Annotated in this window: 17 protein-coding genes; 5 read left to right on the forward strand and 12 right to left on the reverse strand. The window is 74.1% G+C overall.

Going from position 1 to position 19,376, the window contains the following annotated elements; translation table 11 throughout:
- Nucleotide 1: 1 nt before the first annotated feature.
- The 5 genes from nadC to SCATT_RS12285 all read right to left on the reverse strand — a co-directional run bounded on the left by nadC (nucleotide 2) and on the right by SCATT_RS12285 (nucleotide 6,350).
- Nucleotides 2-1,060: a carboxylating nicotinate-nucleotide diphosphorylase gene (nadC, locus tag SCATT_RS12265; protein ID WP_014143364.1), complete on the reverse strand. Its 1,059-nt coding sequence runs from the start codon at nucleotides 1,058-1,060 to the stop codon at nucleotides 2-4.
- Entirely contained in the window at nucleotides 1,060-2,751 is a 1,692-nt protein-coding gene (locus SCATT_RS12270; RefSeq protein WP_014143365.1) for an L-aspartate oxidase, read from the reverse strand. Before SCATT_RS12270 ends, nadC begins: the two co-directional genes overlap by 1 nt.
- Nucleotides 2,748-3,653, reverse strand: coding sequence for a pantoate--beta-alanine ligase (panC, locus tag SCATT_RS12275; RefSeq protein ID WP_014143366.1), 906 nt, complete (start codon nucleotides 3,651-3,653; stop codon nucleotides 2,748-2,750). Before panC ends, SCATT_RS12270 begins: the two co-directional genes overlap by 4 nt.
- On the reverse strand, nucleotides 3,650-4,579 hold the full coding sequence (locus SCATT_RS12280; protein ID WP_014627949.1) for a Rossmann-like and DUF2520 domain-containing protein: 930 nt from the start codon (nucleotides 4,577-4,579) through the stop codon (nucleotides 3,650-3,652). Before SCATT_RS12280 ends, panC begins: the two co-directional genes overlap by 4 nt.
- Before the next feature lie 286 nt (nucleotides 4,580-4,865).
- Nucleotides 4,866-6,350 carry an MFS transporter gene (locus SCATT_RS12285; RefSeq protein ID WP_014143368.1) on the reverse strand — a complete coding sequence of 495 codons (1,485 nt, stop codon included), beginning with the start codon at nucleotides 6,348-6,350 and terminating at the stop codon, nucleotides 4,866-4,868.
- 168 nt (nucleotides 6,351-6,518) lie between these two features.
- Here SCATT_RS12285 and SCATT_RS12290 point away from each other — a divergent pair, with 168 nt between their 5' ends.
- Nucleotides 6,519-7,121, forward strand: coding sequence for a CGNR zinc finger domain-containing protein (locus SCATT_RS12290; RefSeq protein ID WP_014143369.1), 603 nt, complete (start codon nucleotides 6,519-6,521; stop codon nucleotides 7,119-7,121).
- 61 nt (nucleotides 7,122-7,182) lie between these two features.
- Here SCATT_RS12290 and SCATT_RS12295 read toward each other — a convergent pair whose 3' ends face one another.
- Nucleotides 7,183-8,097, reverse strand: a complete 915-nt coding sequence (locus tag SCATT_RS12295) for an IS982 family transposase (RefSeq protein WP_014143370.1) — start codon at nucleotides 8,095-8,097, stop codon at nucleotides 7,183-7,185.
- A gap of 781 nt (nucleotides 8,098-8,878) precedes the next feature.
- Here SCATT_RS12295 and SCATT_RS12300 point away from each other — a divergent pair.
- The gene (locus SCATT_RS12300) at nucleotides 8,879-10,015 is read left to right on the forward strand and encodes a threonine aldolase family protein (RefSeq protein ID WP_407696608.1); all 1,137 of its coding nucleotides are present in this window, start codon (nucleotides 8,879-8,881) and stop codon (nucleotides 10,013-10,015) included.
- A gap of 33 nt (nucleotides 10,016-10,048) precedes the next feature.
- On the opposite strand, the gene SCATT_RS12305 is transcribed toward SCATT_RS12300, so the two are convergent.
- Both SCATT_RS12305 and SCATT_RS12310 read right to left on the reverse strand, forming a co-directional pair.
- Nucleotides 10,049-10,741 (reverse strand): response regulator, encoded by a 693-nt coding sequence (locus SCATT_RS12305; RefSeq protein WP_014143372.1) that lies wholly within the window; start codon nucleotides 10,739-10,741, stop codon nucleotides 10,049-10,051.
- 48 nt (nucleotides 10,742-10,789) lie between these two features.
- A complete protein-coding gene (locus SCATT_RS12310) occupies nucleotides 10,790-11,983 on the reverse strand; it encodes a sensor histidine kinase (RefSeq protein WP_041824674.1) in 1,194 nt (397 codons plus the stop codon).
- Nucleotides 11,984-12,102: 119 nt separating this feature from the next.
- Between SCATT_RS12310 and SCATT_RS12315 the strand changes: the two genes are divergently transcribed.
- Both SCATT_RS12315 and SCATT_RS12320 read left to right on the forward strand, forming a co-directional pair.
- A complete protein-coding gene (locus tag SCATT_RS12315; protein ID WP_014143374.1) occupies nucleotides 12,103-13,107 on the forward strand; it encodes an SAM-dependent methyltransferase in 1,005 nt (334 codons plus the stop codon).
- 13 nt (nucleotides 13,108-13,120) lie between these two features.
- Nucleotides 13,121-14,263: an NADH-quinone oxidoreductase subunit D gene (locus SCATT_RS12320; protein WP_014143375.1), complete on the forward strand. Its 1,143-nt coding sequence runs from the start codon at nucleotides 13,121-13,123 to the stop codon at nucleotides 14,261-14,263.
- A 12-nt stretch (nucleotides 14,264-14,275) separates the two neighbouring features.
- Here the strand turns inward: SCATT_RS12320 and SCATT_RS12325 are convergent, their stop codons facing one another.
- From SCATT_RS12325 to SCATT_RS12340, 4 genes are all read right to left on the reverse strand, one after another.
- Entirely contained in the window at nucleotides 14,276-15,214 is a 939-nt protein-coding gene (locus SCATT_RS12325) for a hypothetical protein (RefSeq protein WP_014143376.1), read from the reverse strand.
- Between the two features lie 223 nt (nucleotides 15,215-15,437).
- Nucleotides 15,438-16,430 carry an ABC transporter substrate-binding protein gene (locus tag SCATT_RS12330; protein ID WP_014143378.1) on the reverse strand — a complete coding sequence of 331 codons (993 nt, stop codon included), beginning with the start codon at nucleotides 16,428-16,430 and terminating at the stop codon, nucleotides 15,438-15,440.
- A 94-nt stretch (nucleotides 16,431-16,524) separates the two neighbouring features.
- Nucleotides 16,525-17,247 (reverse strand): ABC transporter permease, encoded by a 723-nt coding sequence (locus tag SCATT_RS12335; RefSeq protein ID WP_014143379.1) that lies wholly within the window; start codon nucleotides 17,245-17,247, stop codon nucleotides 16,525-16,527.
- Nucleotides 17,247-17,978 (reverse strand): ABC transporter permease, encoded by a 732-nt coding sequence (locus SCATT_RS12340; RefSeq protein ID WP_014143380.1) that lies wholly within the window; start codon nucleotides 17,976-17,978, stop codon nucleotides 17,247-17,249. Before SCATT_RS12340 ends, SCATT_RS12335 begins: the two co-directional genes overlap by 1 nt.
- A 237-nt stretch (nucleotides 17,979-18,215) precedes the next feature.
- On the opposite strand from SCATT_RS12340, the gene SCATT_RS12345 reads away from it, so the two are divergent.
- Complete coding sequence (locus SCATT_RS12345) at nucleotides 18,216-19,376, forward strand: ABC transporter ATP-binding protein (protein WP_014143381.1); 1,161 nt, start codon at nucleotides 18,216-18,218, stop codon at nucleotides 19,374-19,376.

A 19,376-nucleotide genomic window follows, 5' to 3' on the forward strand; every position in this document is an offset into this window, starting at 1 on the left:
CTCAGCCCGCCCGCAGGTCGAGGCCGATGTCCAGGACCCGGGCGGAGTGGGTCAGGGCGCCCACCGCCAGGTAGTCGATGCCGGTCTCGGCGTACGCCCGGGCGTTGTCCAGCGTCAGCCGGCCGGAGGACTCCAGCATCGCGCGCCCGGCCACCAGCGCCACCGCCTCGGCGGTCTCGGCCGGGGTGAAGTTGTCCAGCAGGATCAGGTCGGCCCCCGCGTCCAGCACCTCCCGCACCTGGTGCAGGGTGTCCACCTCGACCTCGATCGCCAGGTCCGGGAACTCCTCGCGGACCTTGCGGAACGCCTCGGCCACCCCGCCGGCCGCCACCACGTGGTTGTCCTTGACCAGCGCCGCGTCCGACAGCGACATGCGGTGGTTGACCCCGCCGCCGCAGCGCACCGCGTACTTCTGGAGCGCCCGCAGGCCCGGGGTGGTCTTGCGGGTGTCGCGCACCCGCGCCCCGGTGCCGGCCAGCGCGTCCGCCCAGGCCCGGGTGGCGGTGGCGATGCCGGACAGGTGGCACAGCAGGTTGAGCGCGCTGCGTTCGGCGGTGAGCAGGTCGCGGGTACGGGTGCGGACGCTCAGCAGCACCTGGCCGGCCTCGACCCGGTCGCCGTCGGCGACGTGCCGCTCCACCTCGAACTCCTCGGTGCACACCACGGAGAGCACGGCCTCGGCGATGTGCAGCCCGGCCACCACGCCGGCCTCGCGGGCGGTGAAGTCGCCCACCGAGACGGCCTCTTCGGGGATGGTGGCCACCGTGGTGACGTCCACCCCGTGGTCCAGGTCCTCCTCGATCGCCAGGTGGGCGATGTCCTCGACCTGGACCGGGTCGAGCCCGGCCTCGACGATCAGCTGGGCCAGGTCGGGGTCGAGGCCGCACTCCAGCGGGTCCAGGTCGTACGCGTCGTCCCCGCCGCAGCCGCAGGAGTCACCGCAGCGCGCAGCGCTTCCGTCAAGGGTGGTGGGCGACGGGTGGGCGCAGCCACCGCCCGCGGTGACCGGGCTCTGGCCGGGACGGCCGATCTGGAGCAGGGGGAGGTCGGGGTTGCTCATCAGCGGTGCTCCCTGGAAGGGGTGGTTACGGGTGGGAAGTCGGCGGCCGGGGTGGGCGTGACGGTCAGCGTCCGCTCCGGGCCGAGACGGACGACCAGGTGGCGCCGCCAGGTGTCGTCGTCGCGCTCGGGGAAGTCCTCCCGCCAGTGGCAGCCGCGGGTCTCCTCGCGGCGGCTCGCGGCGGCCACCAGTACCCGGGCGACCAGGCAGAGGTTGGTCGCCTCCCAGGTCTCCACGCACGGCTCGGCGGTCTTGCCGTCCCGGGCCAGCTCCTCGGCGGCCCGGTCGTGCAGCCCGGCCAGGGCGGCGGCGGCCCGGTCGAGGCTGGCCGCGCTGCGCAGCACACCCGCGCCCTCGGTCATGATCCGCTGGATCTCGTACCGGGCGGCGTGCGGCAGCAGCGCGTCCCGGGCCGGGGCGGGGGCCACCGCGGGGCCGGGGCGGACGGTGCGCGAGGTGATGTCCGCGGCGATCCGCTCGGCGAACACCAGCCCTTCCAGCAGGGAGTTGGAGGCCAGCCGGTTGGCGCCGTGCACCCCGGTGCAGGCCACCTCGCCGCAGGCGTACAGGCCCGGGACGGTGGTGCGGCCGTGGCGGTCGGTGCGGACGCCGCCGGAGGCGTAGTGGGCCGCCGGGGCCACTGGGATCGGCTCGGTCACCGGGTCGATGCCGTGCGCGCGGCAGGCGGCCAGGATGGTGGGGAAGCGCTCGGCCCACATCCGGGCGCCGAACATCCGGCCGTCCAGGTACATGTGGTCGGTGCCGGTCTCCTGCATCCGGCGCGTGATGCCCTTGGCCACGATGTCGCGCGGGGCCAGTTCGGCCAGTTCGTGGCGGCCCACCATGAAGCGCGTGCCGTCGGCGTCCACCAGGTGGGCGCCCTCGCCCCGGACCGCCTCGGAGACCAGCGGCTGCTGCCCCTCGGCGTCCGGGCCGAGCCACAGCACGGTCGGGTGGAACTGGACGAACTCCAGGTCGGAGACCTCGGCCCCGGCGCGCAGCGCGAGCGCCACCCCGTCCCCGGTGGAGACCGGCGGGTTGGTGGTGGCCGAGAAGATCTGGCCCATGCCGCCGGTGGCCAGCACCACGGCCGGGGCGCGCACCGCGCCGACGCCGTCGCGCCGCCCCTCCCCCATCACGTGCAGGGTGACCCCGGCCGCGTGTCCGTCGGCGTCGGTGAGCAGGTCGAGGACGAGGGCGTTCTCCACGGTCTCGATGTCGCTCGCGCGGACCGCGGCGACCAGGGCGCGGGAGATCTCGGCGCCGGTGGCGTCCCCGCCGGCGTGCGCGATACGGCGGCGATGGTGGCCGCCCTCGCGGGTGAGGAGGATCTCGCCGGCCGCGGAGGTGTCGAAGCGGGCGCCGGTGCCGATCAGCCGCCGTACGGCGTCCGGGCCCTCGGTGACCAGCAGGCGTACCGCGTCCTCGTCGCACAGGCCGGCGCCGGCCACCAGGGTGTCGTCCAGGTGCTGGCCGGGGGTGTCGCCGTCGCCCAGGGCCGCCGCTATGCCGCCCTGCGCCCAGCGGGTGGAGCCGTCGTCGAGGCGGGCCTTGGTCACCACGGTGACCTTGGCCCCGGCGGCGGCGCACCGCAGCGCGGCGGTGAGGCCGGCCACACCGGAGCCGACGACGACCACGTCGGCGTCGATGGCCCAGCCGGGCGCGGGGGCGTTGAGTCGTATGCCGGTCATCGAGCCGCTCCGAGCTCCGCCTGGCGTGGTCGGTGCGCGACGTCCGGCGGGAATTCCAGGGGGATGTTGTCGATCAGTCGGGTGGTGCCCACCGTGGCGGCGACCGCGAGGACGGCGGGGCCGGTGTGGTCGTCGGGTGCCTCGGTGAAGTCGGCGGGGTCGATCAGCGCCAGGTAGTCCAGGCCGACGCCGTCGGCGCCGAAGAGCACGTCCGCCGCCGCCGCGCGGACCGCGGCCGGCCCGTGCGGCACGGCGTCGCGGCCGGCGAACAGGGCGCGGGAGAGGACGAGGGCCCGGGTGCGCTCGGCGGCGGTGAGGTAGCGGTTGCGGCTGGAGAGCGCGAGGCCGTCGGGTTCGCGGACGGTGGGGACGGCGGCTATCTCCACGCCGAAGTTCAGGTCGGCCGCCATGCGCCGGATCAGGGCGAGCTGCTGGGCGTCCTTCTGGCCGAAGAAGGCCACGTCGGGCCGGGTCAGGTGGAGCAGCTTGGCGACCACGGTGAGCATGCCGTCGAAGTGGCCGGGGCGGGAGGCGCCCTCGTACCGCTCGCCCATCGGTCCGGCGGTGATCCGTACCCGCGGCTCGCCGCCGGGGTAGACCTCGGCGACGGAGGGCGCGAAGACCACGTCGGCGCCGGCCGCGCGGGCCACCTCCAGGTCGGCGTCGAGGGTACGGGGGTAACGGTCGAGGTCCTCGCCGGGGCCGAACTGGAGCGGGTTGACGAAGACGGTGACCACGACGCGGCCGTCGGGGACGCGTTCGCGGGCGGTACGGATGAGCGTGGCGTGGCCCTCGTGGAGGGCGCCCATGGTCATCACGACGGCGACGCGGGGGCGGCCGGCGGGGTTCGGGGACGGGACCGCGGCGGCCAGTTCCCGCGCGGTGCGCACCAGTTGGGTCATGCCGTACCTCCGTCGGCCGGGCCGCCGTCGGCCAGGACGCCGAGCAGCGCCTCGGCGGCTTCCGCCTTGAGTGTTCCGTTGGCCAGCGCCCGGTCGGCGGTGGCCCGTGCCATGGCCAGGTAGGAGGCCACGGTCTGCGGCGCGTGCCGGCGCAGCTCGGTGATGTGCGCGGCCACGGTACCGGCGTCGCCGCGGGCGACCGGACCGGTCAGCGCGTCGTCGCCGGAACGCAGCGCGTTGTCCAGGGCGGCGCCGAGCAGCGGGCCGAGCATCCGGCCGGGGTTCTGCACGCCGGCCGCGGTCAGCAGGTCGCGGGCCTGGGCGACGAGGGTGACCAGGTGGTTGGAGCCGATCGCCAGCGCCGCGTGGTACAGCGGGCGGACCTCCTCGGGGATCCACTCCGGCTCGCCGCCCATCTCGACCACCAGCGCCTCGGCGGCCAGCCGCAGCTCCTCGGGGGCGGTCACCCCGAACGGGCAGCCGGCCAGCCGCTGTACGTCCACGGCGGTGCCGGTGAACGTCATCGCCGGGTGGATCGCCAGCGGCAGCCCGCCCGCCCGGCGCGCCGGATCGAGCACGGCCACCCCGTGGCGTCCCGAGGTGTGCACCACGAGCTGCCCGGGGCGTACCGCGCCGGTCTCGGCCAGACCGCGCACCAGGTCCGGCAACGCGTCGTCGGGCACGGTCAGCAGCACCAGGTCCGACATGGCCAGCACCCGCGCCGGGTCGACCAGCGGCACCTCGGGCAGCAACGCGGCGGCCCGGCGCCGGGAGGCGTCCGAGACGCCGGACGCGGCCACCGGCCGGTGGCCGGCCAACTGCAACGCCGCGGCCAGCGCCGGCCCGACCCGCCCGGCGCCGACGACGCCGACAGCGAGCCGCGCCGGCCGTGACCCGGCGGACGTGGTGGGGCGGGGGGTGTTCACCGGCGGTGCCTTCCGTTCCAGTCCTCGCGGGGTACCGGACGTCACTGGCCCCCCATGCTACGTGAGCCCGTCCGCCCCCTGTCGGGCGGCGGACGGGCGGTACGCCGGAGTTGCCCGGTGCCGCCGGGCGGGCGGTTGGGCTCACCCCCGCGCGCCCCGGGCGGAGTACGGGCGCGCTGCCCCCGGACCGCCGGGCGGGCGGGTGCCGCCACGGATGCCCAGTCGGGGGCAGCCGCCCTAGATGATTGAGTCCAAGGGGTGTCGTCGCTATCAGAGGCGGTTCAGGTCAGTGCATGAGTGCGGGCGCGGATTCGGTACCGCCGTCGCCGGTGGCTTCTGCCTGGGTGGGGGGCTTGGCGTTGACCAGGACGGCGGCCAGGAGGGCTGCGAGGAGGAGGACGGCGACGGACCACCAGAAGCCGGTGGTGTAGCCGTGGACCAGGCCGTCCAGCTGTACGGCTTGGGTGGTAGTGCGTCCGGCGAGGTAGCCGGCGGTGGCGGAGGCGGCGAGGGTGTTGAGCAGGGCGATGCCGACGGCGCCGCCGATCTGCTGGGCGGTGTTGACCAGGGCGGAGGCCGCTCCGGCGTCCTCGGGGCGGACGCCGTGCGTGGCCATGGAGACGGCGGGCATGAGGGCGGCGCCGCTGCCGAGGCCGAAGAGGAGGACGCCGGGCAGGACGATGGCCAGGTAGTTGGTGTGCGGGGTGATGAGGGTGAGCAGGGCCATGCCCGCGGCCGCGGTAATCAGGCCGGAGAGCATCACGGTGCGGGGCCGGAAGCGGATCGAGGCGCGGGCAGCGAGTTGGACGGCGCCGATGATCATGCCGAGGCCCATGGGGACGAAGGCGAGGCCGGTCTTGAGGGCGGAGTAGCCCAGGACGGTCTGGAAGTAGTAGGTCAGGAAGAGGAAGTCGGCGAAGAGGGCGACCACGGTGAGCCCGGCGACGAGGAAGGCTCCGGCGCGGTTGCGTTCGGTGACGATACGCAGGGGGAGCAGCGGGTCCTTGGTCTTGGTCTGGACGAGGACGAAGGCGGCGAGCAGGACGACGGCGGCGATGCCGGGCACGACGGTGAGGGGGGCGGACCAGCCGGCGTGCTCGGCGTTGGCGAAGGCGTAGACCAGCAGGGCCAGGCCCGCGGTGGACAGAACGACGCCGGGGATGTCGAGGCGGGTGCGCGGGCCGGCGGCCTTGATCTCGGGGATGACGCGGGCACCGCCGATGAAGGCGACGGCGGCGATGGGCACGTTGACGAGCAGAGTCCAGCGCCAGGTGGCGTACTCGGTGAGCAGGCCGCCCATGACGACGCCGAGGACGCCGCCCGCGCCGGCGATGGCGCCGTAGATGCCGAACGCCTTGGCGCGCTCCTTCGGTTCGGTGAACATCGAGGCCAGCAGGGAGAGGGCGGCGGGGACCAGGAGCGCGGCGAAAGCGCCCTGTCCGGCGCGGGCGATGAAGAGGGCCGGGCCTCCGGTGGCGGCGCCGCCAATGGCCGAGACCACGGCGAAGCCGGCCAGACCGGTGAGGAAGGTGCGCTTGCGGCCCCACTGGTCGGCGATCTTGCCGCCGAGCAGGAGTAGGCCCCCGAAGGCGAGCGCGTAGGCGGTGATCACCCACTGCCGGTTGGCGTCGCTGATGCCCAGGTCGGCCTGGGCGGTAGGCAGGGCGATGTTGACGATCGTGCCGTCCAGGGCCGTCATGAGCTGGGCGATGACGATGAACGTCAGCGCCTGCCAGCGGCGGGGGTAGAGGTGGGTCTCGGGCGTGGACATGGCAGTGGGGTTCCTCTGAGTCGGCTTCGGTGCGTGGCGGGGCGCGTGGGGGTGGCGGACGGTCGCGCCGTCCTCGCCCCTCTCTGTGGTCACGGGTATTGCTCACGTTTTCCGTGACTCCAACGCTAAGCGCACGTCACGGAAAAACGCAAGCTGTACCATGAGGGCATGAAGGAGACCGAGCGCGTCGATGTCGCCCTGCCCCCCGCCCCAGGCGCCGACCGTCACCTGTCCCTGGACTTCGCGGACAGTGTGGCGACCCTGCCTGGCGACCAGGGGTACGACCTGCTGGCCGTCCCCGACTCCGCCGTGCGCTGGCTCGCCGACCACGACCTGGCGCAGCCCGACGTGGAGATGCACGCCGTGTGCGCGCAGCGCATGCGAACGCTGCGTGAACACGTACGCGCCCTGTTCGCAGCCCACGTCGAAGGCATCGTCCCGCCGGACCGGTCCGTACGCGCCTTGAACGAGGCGCTGACCCGCGTGCCCGCCGTGCCCACTCTCGCCTGGGATGCGGCACAGGGTGCGCACCGCGTCCAGCCGCACCCCACCTCCCAGGCCGTGGACCACGCCTTCGCGCTCCTGGCGGCCGACGCGGCAGACCTGCTCACCGGGCCGGACGCTGATCGCCTCGCGGCCTGCGGCGCCCCGTCCTGCGACCGCTTCCTGGTGCGCACCCACGGCCGCCGGCATTGGTGCTCCACTCGGTGCGGCGACCGCGTCCGGGCCGCCCGAGCCCGCCGGAGCAGCACGACGGAACACGTTAAATAGTCGAATATTCGGTTACTCTGTGTGGCGTGGATCAACATGGCGGACGGGTCAGGACATGCCCTCAGTGGTCGTACGCGATCAGCGACCGCTTTACCGGCTGATCGGTCTTGTCGTTGTGCCAGACCACCGCGGTCAGTGCCAGGATGCGCGACAAGATCCGCACCACTACCCCGGCGGGGCTCTTGCCGCCGTGTCGTTCCAGGTCCAACTGGCCCTTGAAGGTCTGGTTGATCGACTCGATCACCTGGCGCAACGGCTTGAACAGGTGCGCCCCGGACCGCTCGGCCTCGCCCCTGCGGGCCGGGCGCAGCAGCACCAGGTGACGCTCCGCGAGGTCGAGCTCGAACTCGCGGCCGTAGTAGTTCTTGTCGCCGATGATCGTCTGGCCGGGATGGCTCGCCGCGACGTCGGGCGCGGTGTCGAGCATGTCGCGCAGCGTCTCACGCTCGTCGGCCTTCGCGCCCGTAAGCGCGAAGAGCACCGGTAGCCCGGAAAGGGTGCACACCAGGTGCAGCCGCAGGCCCCAGAAGTAGCGCGAGTGCGACGCGCAGTAGCCGTACTGGGCCCAGCCGGCCAGGTCCGAGCGCTTCGCGGTCTCCCGTGAGCAGCCGCAGCCGACGGGGGTGGAGTCGACCACCCACACGTCGTCGCTCCACAGCGTCGTGTCCGTGGCCAGGATGCGGATCATGCCTGTGAGCAGGGCGGACGCGGCGCGCAGCCGCTTGTTGTAGCTGGACTGCTGGGGCACATAGGGGAACAGGCGGGTGAAGTCCCGGCGGACCCGGCGCAGCCAGCGCCGCTCGGAGGTGTAGCCCAGCAGCGCCGACAGCACCGCGAGCGTGAGCAGCTCGGCGTCGCTGAGCGTAGGCGCGATGCCGACCTTGGGCCGGACCGGGGCCAGCCACGGGGAAGCCTTCAACTCGTCGTCGATGCGGGCGTAGAGTGCCGTTGCGAGGGTGTCCAGGTTGTTCGTCACAGACTGACCATGGACGCCCTCGCTCCATGTCCGCAGGCGAACCCTTGGACTCATTCATCTAGGGGGCCCGGGGCCGGGCGTGTCGGGCGCGCCCGAGCGGGCGAGGGCAGCGCCCCGGCGCGATGGGGCACTCACGGGGGCCGTGAACGGGCGCGGCGTGGAGGAGTCGCCGTACGCGGTGCGGGGCTACGGCCCAGGGCACGCCTTGGACCCGGGTCGGACGGAGCGACGCGTGGGGGCCGCCACGGGCTCCCGGACGCAGGCAGCCGCGCGGGAACGGTTCGGGCACGCCGAAAGCGCGCGAGCGGGCCTGGTCGGCGCGGCCCATCGCACCCCGACACGGGCGAGGACCGCCAGCCCCCGGCACCCGGGAACCCGCGGCAACCTCCAAACACCGCAGCCCCCAAGCCCGGGCAACCAGGCCCGGACCGGCGCACCCGAAACACGCGAACAGGCACGGCCGGCACGGCCCACCACACCCCGACACGGGCGGCGATCGCCGGCCCCCGGCACCCGGGAACCCGCAGAAACCTCCGCACGCCGCAGCCCCAAGCCCGGGCAACCAGGCCCGGACCGGCGCACCCGAAACACGCGAACGGGCACGGCCGGCACGGCCCACCGCACCCCGGCACGGGCGGGGACCACCGGCCCCCGGCACCCCGGCACCCGCCCCCGCCCCCGCGCCCGGGAACCCGCGACCCCCGCGCTCGGACGGGCCCCTACGGCGGCCGGCGGGAAACCCGGAGGCCGATCGGGGGAAGGGTGGGGCATGATCGGCGGCATGGAGACCACGGGCGGGGCGGAGCGGCGGAGGCGGGCGTGGCGGGGGGCCGCGCGGGTGTTGGGGCCGGTGCCGGAGACGATCGGGGAGCGGCTGGCGCGGCTGGCGGAGGGGGCCGGGGAGGCGGCGGGGCGGATCACCGACTTCTACGGGGACGGGGTGGTCGCCGAGGTCGAGGAGAAGGTGGCGGAGTTGCTGGGCACCGAGGCCGCCGCGTTCTTCCCGACCGGGACGATGGCGCAGCAGGCCGCGCTGCGCTGCTGGGCCGGGCGGACCGGCAACGAGGTGGTCGCCCACCACCCGCTGGCCCACCCCGAGGTGCACGAGGACGACGCTCTGCGGGCGCTCACCCGGCTGCGTACCGTGCGTCCGACGACCGAGCCGCGGTTGCCCTCCGCCGAGGAGGTGCGGGCGGTGCCGGAGCCGTTCGGCACGCTCATGGTCGAACTGCCGCTGCGGGACGCGGGGTTCGCGCTGCCGTCCTGGGAGGAGTTGACGGCGACGGTGGAGGCGGCACGGGAACGGGACGCCGTGGTGCACTTCGACGGCGCGCGGCTGTGGGAGTGCGCCCCGCACTTCGGGCGGACGCTGCCGGAGGTCGCCGGGCTCGCCGACAGCGTCTACGTGTCGTTCTACAAGTCGCTGCGCGGGATGTCCGGCGCCGCGCTGGCCGGCCCGGCGGCGTTCGTCGAGGAGGCGGTGGTGTGGCGGCACCGTTACGGCGGCCAGGTCTTCCAGCAGTGGCCCGCCGCGCTGGACGCGCTCGCCGGGCTCCGGGACGAACTGCCCAGGCTGCCCGGGTACGTGGCGCACGCCAAGGTGGTGGCGCGGGCGCTCGACACGGCGCTGGCCGAAGCGGGCGAGCCGTGGTTCCGGGTGCACCCGTACCCCCCGCACACCCACCAGTTCCAGGTGTGGCTGCCGTACCCGGCGGAGCTGCTCACCGAGGCCGCGGTGCGCCAGGCCGAGCGGACCGGCACCGCACTGTTCCGTACCTGGTCCGCCCCGGGGGCGGCGCCCGGGGTCGCCATGTCCGAGGTGACGGTCTCCGGGCCCGGTCACCTGGGGTGGACGCCGGAGGTGGTACGCGAGGCGGTCGGGGACTTCCTGGCGCTGGTGCGCGACCTCGCCGGGTGAGGAGGGGGAGGAGGGTGAGGGCGGCCGGCCCGGTCAGCCCACCGCGCCGCCGCCCGCGCGCACCAGCCCGGTCTCGTACGCCAGCACCACCGCCTGCACCCGGTCGCGCAGCTCCAGCTTGGTGAGGATGCGGCCGACGTGGGTCTTGACGGTGGCCTCGGAGAGCACCAGCCGCCGGGCGATCTCGCCGTTGGACAGGCCCTGCGCCACCAGCAGCAGTACCTCGCGTTCGCGTTCGGTGAGCCGGCCCAGTTCGGCGGAGACCGGCTCGCCGGTGTGCGGCAGCAGCGGGGCGAAGCGGTCGAGCAGCCGCCGGGTGGTGGAGGGCGCCACCACCGCGTCCCCGCTGTGCACCGCCCGGATCGCGGCGAGCAGTTCGGCCGGCGGCACGTCCTTGAGCATGAAGCCGCTGGCCCCCGCCTTGAGCGCGGCGAAGGCGTACTCGTCCAGGTCGAAGGTGGTCAGGATGAGCACCTTGGGGTTGCCGGTGCCGGCGGCGTGCTCGGCGCCGCCGCAGATCCGCCGGGTGGCCTCGACGCCGTCCAGCTTGGGCATCCGGACGTCCATCAGCACCACGTCGACCTCGCTGCGGCGCAGCACGTCCAGCGCCTCGGCGCCGTCGCCCGCCTCGGCGACGACCTCCATGTCGGGCTGAGCCTGCAACACCATGCGGAAGCCGGTGCGCAGCAGCATCTGGTCGTCGACGAGCATCACGCGGATCGCCATGGGGTCAGGGCCTTTCGGTAGCGGCGGGGGACGGCGGGTCGGGACGTCCTAGCGGGCGGGCTTGAGCGGCAGGGCGGCGCTGATCCGGAAGCCGCCGCCGGGCCGGGGGCCGGTGCACAGGGTGCCACCGACCATGGCGATCCGCTCGCGCATCCCGATCAGCCCGTGCCCGAGCCCGTCGGCACCGCCGGATTCGTACAGCTCCTGGCGGGCGCCGCGGCCGTCGTCCTCGATCAGCATCCGCAGTTCGGCGTCGCCGTAGGTGAGGTGGACGGTGGCCTGGGCGCCGGGGCCGCCGTGCTTGCGGGTGTTGGTCAGCGCCTCCTGGACGATGCGGTACGCGGTCAGCTCCACCCCGCTGGAGAGCGGGCGCGGGGTGCCGGCCACCTCGAACTCCACCGGCAGCCCGGCGCCGCGGACCTGCTCGATGAGGTCGCCGAGCTGCTCGACACCGGGCTGCGGGACGTACTCGCCGCCGCTGTCGTCGGAGGCGCGCAGCAGCCCGAGGAGGCGCCGCATCTCGGCCAGCGCCAGCCGCCCGGTCTGCGAGATGGTGCCCAGCGCCTGCTTGGCCTGCTCCGGGGAGGCGTCGAGCACGTAGGCGGCGCCGTCGGCCTGGACGACCATCACCGAGACGTTGTGGGCGACCACGTCGTGCAGTTCGCGGGCGATCCGGGCGCGTTCGGCGGCCACCGCGGCCTTGGCCTGCGCCTCGCGTTCGCGTTGCAGCCGTTCGGCGCGCTCCTCCAGCTGCGCGTAGTACGCCCGGCGGGTGCGCAGGCTGTCGCCGATCACCCAGGCGAGGACGAACGGGACGGTGAGGAAGACGACGGAGGCGGCGCGGTAGCCGACGGCCTCGTAGGCGCTGGGCCACCGCAGCTCGGCCAGCGGCGCCGCGCACAGCGAGGCGACCAGCGCCAGCCGGCGGGCCCAACGCGCCCCGGTGGAGGCGACCGTGTAGACGATCACCAGCATGGCCAGGTCGGAGGCGTTCACCCCGCCGTCGACCACCAGCTGGCCGACGCCGGCCGCCACCGCCAGCAGCAGCATCCACTCCGGCCACCGCCTGCGCAGCCACACCACCACGCACAGCGCGATCCCCTCGGGGATGATCAGCGCGCGATGGGTGCGCGAACCGGGCAGCGCCACGATCGTCAGCGCCGACAGTCCGAGCAGGACCACGGCCCAGAAGCCGTCGACCATCGTCGGGTGCCTGCGGAGAAAATCGTAGAGACGCTGCACGTAACCCAGAGTAGGCAGGTGGGCCGGGTTCCGGGGTCAGCCGGTAGAGCGATCTCGTACACCGTGCGTACTGCTCAGGGTGGACATCGGCGCCCGGGTGCGGCGGATAGCGTGGGGCGGTGACGACGCGGTGGTGCGGGTGGCGGGAGGCCACCGGGCGGGCGCTGTACGGGCCGGGCGGGTTCTTCCACCGCCCCGAGGGCCCGGCCGGCCATTTCCGCACGTCGGTGCAGGTTTCCCCGCACTTCGCGGCGGCCGTCGCGGAGCTGCTGGTACGGGTCGACGCGGCGCTGGGCCGACCATCGCGGCCGGCCTTCGTGGACGTGGGCGCCGGGCGCGGGGAGCTGCTCACCGGCGTGCTGCGCGCGCTCCCCGCCGAGCTGGCCGCGCGGGTGGTGCCGTACGGCGTCGAGCTGGCCGCCCGCCCCGCCGGGCTCGACCCGAGAGTGCGCTGGACGGCCGAGGTGCCGCACGGCGTCGAGGGGCTGCTCTTCGCCAACGAGTGGCTGGACAACGTCCCGGTGGAGGTGGCCGAGGCGGACGAGGCCGGGGTGGCCCGGCTGGTGCTGGTGGCCGAGGACGGCAGGCAGCGGCTGGGCGACCCGGTGGCCGGCGCGGACGCGCGGTGGCTGGCGCGGTGGTGGCCGATCGCCGGGGACCCGGGGGCGCGCGCGGAGATCGGCCGGCCCCGGGACGCGGCCTGGGCGGCGGCCACCGGCTGCCTGACGCGGGGGCTGGCGGTCGCCGTCGACTACGGCCACGTGCGCGGGCGGCGCCCGTACGGGGGGACCCTCACCGGGTTCCGGGAGGGGCGCGAGGTGCCGCCGGTGCCGGACGGTTCGTGCGACCTGACCGCGCACGTCGCCTTCGACGCCTGCGGTTCGGCCGACGCCACGTTGACCACGCAGCGCGCGGCGCTGCGCGCCCTCGGGGTCGGCGCCGCCCGGCCGCCGCTGGCGCTGGCCGGAACGGACCCGGCGGGGTACGTCCGCGCCCTGGCCGCGGCCTCCCGGGCGGCCGAGCTGACCGACCCGGCCGGGCTGGGCGGCTTCGGCTGGCTGATCGAGGGCGTCGGGCTGCCCGCGCGGATCCCACCGGCCGGGGACGACGCCGCGGCGGGCTGAGACACTGGTGGGCATGACGGAGACGACGGTCGGCATCGGTGGCGCCGCGGAGGGCACCGACATGGTGCTCAACATCGGCCCGCAGCATCCCTCGACGCACGGCGTGCTGCGCCTGCGCCTGGTTCTCGACGGCGAGCGGATCAGCCACGCCGAGCCCGTCATCGGCTACATGCACCGCGGCGCGGAGAAGCTGTTCGAGGCGCGGGACTACCGCCAGATCATCATGCTCGCCAACCGGCACGACTGGCTGTCGGCGTTCTCCAACGAGCTGGGCGTGGTGCTGGCGGTGGAACGCATGCTGGGCATGGAGGTGCCCGAGCGCGCGGTGTGGACCCGTACCCTGCTCGCCGAGCTCAACCGGGTCCTCAACCACCTGATGTTCCTCGGCTCCTACCCGCTCGAACTGGGCGGGATCACCCCGGTCTTCCACGCGTTCCGGGAACGTGAGGAGCTGCAGAACGTCATGGAGGAGGTCTCCGGCGGCCGGATGCACTACATGTTCAACCGGGTCGGCGGCCTCAAGGAGGACCTGCCGGCCGGCTGGTCCGGGCGGGCCCGGCAGGCGGTGGCCGCGGTGCGGTCCCGGATGGACGTCTTCGACCGGCTGGTGCTGGGCAACGAGATCTTCCGCGGCCGGACCCGCGGGGTCGGCGTGCTCCCCGCCGCCACCGTGCACGCCTACGGGGTCAGCGGCCCCCTCGCCCGCGCCTCCGGCGTCGACTTCGACCTGCGGCGGGACGAACCGTACCTGGCCTACGGGGAGTTGGCGGACACGCTGAAGGTGGTGACCCGGGAGGAGGGCGACTGCCTGGCCCGGTTCGAGTGCCTGCTGGAGCAGACGCACAACGCGCTCGACCTCGCCGACGCCTGCCTGGACCGGCTCGCCGAGCTGCCGCCCGGCCCGATCAACCAGCGGCTGCCCAAGGTGCTCAAGGCCCCCGAGGGCCACACCTACGCCTGGACCGAGAACCCGCTGGGCGTCAACGGCTACTACCTGGTCTCCAAGGGCGACAAGACGCCCTACCGGCTCAAGCTCCGCTCGGCCTCGTACAACAACATCCAGGCGCTGGTCGAGCTGCTGCCGGGGACGCTGGTGGCCGACATGGTGGCGATCCTGGGGTCGATGTTCTTCGTGGTGGGCGACATCGACAAGTGACCGCCGCGCGCCTCAGGAGTGCGCGCGCAGCTCCCGCAGGTCGAGCTGTTCGGTCTCGTCGTGCGCGGTCAGGTCGATGACCTGCTGGTCGTCCTCGGCCTCGACCGCGGCCTCGTCGGCGTCCCGGCCCGCGGTGTGCTCGGCGTAGGCCTCGTCGCCGACGACGTCCGCGAGGTCCCGGGCCGGGTCGGACTTCCGCAGGCCGAAGTAGTCGAAGCCGCCGGCCGGGGCGGCCGGGCGGCGTCCGGCGTACGGGAGGACGGCGGAGGCGACGGCGGGCACCAGCGCGGGCGGGGTGGCCGCCTCGGAGGTGTGCGCGTGGGCGGCGGGGTCGTCGGCCTGATCGGCCTGGTCTGCCTGGTCGGCTTTCGCGGCGGGGGCGGCGTGGCGGCCGGTGGCGCGGCCGAGGTTGCGCAGCGCCTCGGCGGCACGGGCGAAGGCGGCGGGGTCGAGACCGGCCGGGCCGGAGGTGAGCGCGGTGCGCGGTCCGGCGGCCAGTTCGAGCTGGCGGCGGCTCTCCAGGGCGCGGGCGCGTTCGCTCTCGGCGGTGGCGTACCGCCGCAGCAGCTCGGCGTGTTCGCCGCGGAGCCGGGACAACTCGGCGCGGCGGGCGCGCAGTTGGCCTTCGAGGCGGCGGCGGATCTCGCGGGACTCCTCGGCGTCGCTCTCCAGCTCGGCTATGCGCTCGTCGGTGCGCCACTCGTCACGCAGCCGGGCCGCGGTCAGCTCCGCGACCCGCTTGCCCGCCGCCCGGTCCCAGCGGCGCAGCAGGAACGCGCCGGTGCACGCGGCCACCGCGGCGGCCCCGACGAGCGCGCGCAGAACGACACCGTGGTCACCGGCGGGGCTGAACCAGGCACCGGCGGCGACAGCCGCGGCGGACCCGGCGACCGTCAGCGGGGGAAGGAGCCGGTGCAGCGGGGGTGAATGGCGGTGTCGTCCTCGAGGCATGGCTTGAAACTTAGCGTGCGAAAGCCGGTTCGGGGGAGGCGACAGTCCGATTTGGCACAGCCTGTTGCATCACAGTCGCATTGCGGTCGAGTTCCGGTACGCAGGGCATCCGGGCCGACACCAACCGTCCACCGGGAATTCCCCGGCGGAAGAAGAAATGGATCTTGAACGGGGGCCGGGCGGGCCCCCGTTCACGATCGTGCGGGTCAGCGGTGGCCGGTGGTCACCCCTTGAGCAAACCCTTGGACTTCAGATAGTCGGCGGCCACGTCGGAGGGCTTCTTGCGTTCGGCGTCCACCTGCCGGTCGAGTGCGGTGAGATCGGCGGTGGTGAGCACCTTGGTCACCTTCTCCAGCGCGGCGGCGACCGCCGGGGACCCGGCGTGCCCGGCGTTGACCACCGGCAGCAGGTTGTCGGCGTTCTGGAGCTTCTTGTCGTCGTCGAGCAGCACCAGCCCGAACTGGTCGAGGGTGGCGTCGGTGGTGCTGACCAGTACCAGCTGGTCGGTGCCGTCCTTGACCGTCTGCTTGGCCTGCGGGGTGTCCACGCCCTTGGGGTCGATTCCGGTGACGTCTATGCCGTAGGTCTTCTTCAACCCCGGTTCGCAGAACGGCCGTTGCGGGCATTCGTCACCGGCCGCCAGTTTCACCGGCAGCTTGGCCCGGCCGAGATCGCTGAGCGTCTTCAACCGGTGTTGCTCCGCAAAGGATTTGGTGACGGCGAACGCGTTCTGGTCGACCGCCTCGCCGGGCGGCAGAACCTTCAGGCCGCGTGCCTCGGCGAGCTTGGCCAGCGCGGACACGGTGGCCTTCACGTCGGATGAGGCGACCGGCTTGGCGCCGGAGCCGTTCTCCTTGGCGTTGAGGAATTCCGCGAGGGTGGCCGCGTACTCCGGCACGATGTCGATCTGGCCCTTCTCCAGGGCCGGTTCGTAAAGCTCGCGGTTGCCGAGCGTCTTGACCGTGGTGCCGTATCCGGCGTCGCCGAGGACCTTGGCGTACAGCTCCGCGAGGACCGTGCTCTCGGTGAACCCGCCGGCGCCGATCACCAGGGAGCCCTTGGCCCCGGAGCCGCCGGAGGCCGCGGAGGACGCCTGCCCCTGCTTCTCCAGGCTCTTGCCGCCGCCGCAGGCGGTCAGCCCCGCCGCCAGCGCGACCACGGCCGACACCGCGCGCACGGCGTGCGCGGCCCGCGCGGAGCGAAGTGGGTTGCTCATCGGATTGCCCATCTACTCGGTGTTCCAGTGCGTGGTGCCACGGTGGCGGTGTCCCGGCCCGGCCGCCGCCGGGGCGGCCGGGGGGCGGTCGCGGTCAGGAGGCGGTGGCCGCCTCGGCGGTGCGGCCACGGCGGACCCGGCGTTCCGCCCGGCGCCGGTGGCGCAGCGGGTCGGCGAACCGCTGGGCGGCCACGAAGACCGCCTCGACCAGCAGCGCGAGCACGGCCACCAGCAGCGCGCCGGCCACCACCTGGGCGGTGTCGTAACGGTTGAAGCCGGCCGTGATCACCCGGCCGAGACCGCCGCCGCCGGGGAGGGCGGCCAGCGTGGCGGTGGCCACCACCTGCACGGCCGCGGTACGCACCCCGGTCATGATCAGCGGGAAGGCCAGCGGCAGCTCGACCCGCCACAGCAGCTGGCCGCCGGTCATGCCCATGCCGCGGGCCGACTCCACCACGTCCCGGTCGACCTCGCGCATACCGACGTAGGCGTTGGTGAGCACCGGCGGCACGGCGAAGAGCACCAGGGCGATCACCGTGGGCCACTGCCCGTACCGGCCCAGCGGGCTGAGCACCAGCAGCACCAGCACCGCGAAGGTGGGCACCGCCCGGCCGACGTTGGACAGGTTGACCGCCAGCGCGCCGCCCCGGCCGACGTGGCCCAACCACAGGGCGACCGGCAGCGCGAGGACGCAACTGATCACCAGGCAGACCACGGTGAGGTAGAGGTGTTCGCCGAGGCGGTGGACGACCCCGTCGGTGCCCGCCCAGTGGGCCCCCGTGGTCAGCCACGTCCAGGCCCCCGAGACCGCGCCCATCAGACGGCCGCCTTTCCGGTGCCCGCGGTACGCCAGGCGCGCGGCCGAAGACGGCGCGCGCGGCCACGGTGACGCGTCCACGGGGTGAGCAGCCGCTGCACGGCGAGCAGCAGCAGATCGGCGGCGACCGCCATCACCACGCAGATCACCGACGCGGTGAGCACCTGCGCCTTGAACAAGCTGTTCATCCCCGTGTAGATCAGGTTGCCCAGGCCGCCGTAGCCGACGATGGCGCCCACCGTGGTCAGCGAGACCGCCGAGACCGTGGCGATGCGCAGCCCGGCCATGACCGCGGGCAGCGCCAGCGGCAGCTCCACGGTGAACAGCAGCCGCAACGGCCCGTACCCCATGCCGCGGGCGGCCTCCCGGGCGTCCTCGGGGACCGACTCCAGCCCCGCGAGTATGTTGCGCACCAGGATCGTCAGCGAGTAGAGGACCAGGCCGGTGACGACCACCGAGGCCGACACCCCGAAGACCGGCAGCAGCAGCGAGTACATCGCCAGCGACGGGACGGTGTACAGGATCGTGGTGAACGCCAGCACCGGGCCCGCCGCCGGCTTCCAGCGGCGGGCCACGAGCGCCAGCGGGAACGCCAGCAGCAGCCCCAGCGCCACCGACACCGCGGTGATCCACAGGTGCTGCACGGTGGCCGCGGTCAGCTCGTGGGCGCGTGAGCGCACGTACTCGCCGCAGATCCAGTCGTTCGCAGCCAAACAGTCCTGACCAGCCATCGCGCGACACCTCCCCCGTTGCGCGAATTCAACGCCCGCTCGTTTCGACAATTTCTTCGACGTCCGCGAGCCTAACCCGGGGCACCGACAATCGGCAGAACCGCGGCGCGACGGCAACACGACCGTCACACCGACGCCCGGCGCGGTCACCGGGACGACGGGGTACGGTCGGCAAGGGGCGGTCACCGCCGAAGCGCCGCCGCCCGGCCGGACGAGCCTTGTCGACAGTGGGGACCCATGATCCGTTTCGAGCACGTCACCAAGCGCTACCCGGACGGCACCACCGCCGTGGACGATCTGTCCTTCGAGGTCGCCGAGGGCGAGCTGGTCACCCTCGTCGGACCGTCCGGCTGCGGCAAGACCACCACCATGAAGATGGTGAACCGGCTGATCGAGCCCTCCGAGGGGCGGATCCTGCTCGGCGGCGAGGACATCGCCACCCTCGACCCGGTGGAGCTGCGCCGCCGCATCGGGTACGTCATCCAGCAGGTGGGGCTCTTCCCGCACAAGACGGTGCTGGAGAACACCGCGACCGTGCCCAGGCTGCTGGGCGGGCAGCGGCGGGCGGCCCGGGAACGGGCGGCGGAGCTGCTCGACCTGGTCGGCCTGGACCCCGCGGTGCACGGCGACCGCTACCCCGACCAGCTCTCCGGCGGCCAGCGGCAGCGCGTCGGGGTGGCCCGGGCGCTCGCCGCCGACCCGCCGGTGCTGCTGATGGACGAGCCGTTCGGCGCCGTCGATCCGGTGGTGCGCGAGCGGTTGCAGTCGGAGTTCCTCCGCCTCCAGCAGCGGGTGCGCAAGACGGTGCTCTTCGTCACCCACGACATCGAGGAGGCGGTGCGGCTCGGCGACCGGATCGCGGTCTACGGCTCCGGACGCATCGAGCAGCTGGACACCCCGGCCACCGTGCTGGGCGCCCCCGCCACCTCCTACGTGGCCGACTTCGTCGGCGCCGACCGGGGGCTGAAGCGGCTGTCGGTCACCCCGATCGAGCCCGACGACCTCGAACAGCCGCCGGTGGTCCGGCTGGACGACCCGGCCGGGGCCGCCGCCGCCCGGCTGCGGGGCGAGGGGGCGCGCTGGGCGGTGGTCCTCGACGCCGACGGGCTGTTGCACGGCTGGGTGGCCGCCGAGACGCTGGGCGACGGCGCGGTACGCGACCACGCCCGGCGGATGGACGCCTGGCTGCCGGTGGGGGCGACGTTGAAGCAGGCGTTCAGCGTGATGCTCCAGCACGACGCCGGGTGGATCGCGGTGCTCGACGGGGCGGGGGGCAACCGGTTCCGCGGCGTGCTCACCCCGGCCCGGCTCCACGCGGCGCTGCGCCGTTCCATCGACGCCGACGCCCGCGACGTGGCCCGGGCCGAGGTGGAGCTGGACTCCGTCCCGACCGTGTGA

The organism is Streptantibioticus cattleyicolor NRRL 8057 = DSM 46488 (genome assembly GCF_000240165.1).
GTDB lineage: Bacteria > Actinomycetota > Actinomycetes > Streptomycetales > Streptomycetaceae > Streptantibioticus > Streptantibioticus cattleyicolor.

What these genes read in the sequence shown, in the direction of transcription:
- SCATT_RS12340 (WP_014143380.1), bottom strand. Translation starts at nt 17,978, where the DNA reads ATGGCTGGTCAGGACTGTTTGGCTGCGAACGACTGGATCTGCGGCGAG.
- SCATT_RS12325 (WP_014143376.1), bottom strand. Translation starts at nt 15,214, where the DNA reads ATGCCTCGAGGACGACACCGCCATTCACCCCCGCTGCACCGGCTCCTT.
- SCATT_RS12320 (WP_014143375.1), top strand. Translation starts at nt 13,121, where the DNA reads ATGACGGAGACGACGGTCGGCATCGGTGGCGCCGCGGAGGGCACCGAC.
- SCATT_RS12305 (WP_014143372.1), bottom strand. Translation starts at nt 10,741, where the DNA reads ATGGCGATCCGCGTGATGCTCGTCGACGACCAGATGCTGCTGCGCACC.
- SCATT_RS12270 (WP_014143365.1), bottom strand. Translation starts at nt 2,751, where the DNA reads ATGACCGGCATACGACTCAACGCCCCCGCGCCCGGCTGGGCCATCGAC.
- SCATT_RS12330 (WP_014143378.1), bottom strand. Translation starts at nt 16,430, where the DNA reads ATGAGCAACCCACTTCGCTCCGCGCGGGCCGCGCACGCCGTGCGCGCG.
- panC (WP_014143366.1), bottom strand. Translation starts at nt 3,653, where the DNA reads ATGACCCAACTGGTGCGCACCGCGCGGGAACTGGCCGCCGCGGTCCCG.
- SCATT_RS12285 (WP_014143368.1), bottom strand. Translation starts at nt 6,350, where the DNA reads ATGTCCACGCCCGAGACCCACCTCTACCCCCGCCGCTGGCAGGCGCTG.
- SCATT_RS12335 (WP_014143379.1), bottom strand. Translation starts at nt 17,247, where the DNA reads ATGGGCGCGGTCTCGGGGGCCTGGACGTGGCTGACCACGGGGGCCCAC.
- nadC (WP_014143364.1), bottom strand. Translation starts at nt 1,060, where the DNA reads ATGAGCAACCCCGACCTCCCCCTGCTCCAGATCGGCCGTCCCGGCCAG.
- SCATT_RS12300 (WP_407696608.1), top strand. Translation starts at nt 8,879, where the DNA reads ATGGAGACCACGGGCGGGGCGGAGCGGCGGAGGCGGGCGTGGCGGGGG.
- SCATT_RS12290 (WP_014143369.1), top strand. Translation starts at nt 6,519, where the DNA reads ATGAAGGAGACCGAGCGCGTCGATGTCGCCCTGCCCCCCGCCCCAGGC.
- SCATT_RS12345 (WP_014143381.1), top strand. Translation starts at nt 18,216, where the DNA reads ATGATCCGTTTCGAGCACGTCACCAAGCGCTACCCGGACGGCACCACC.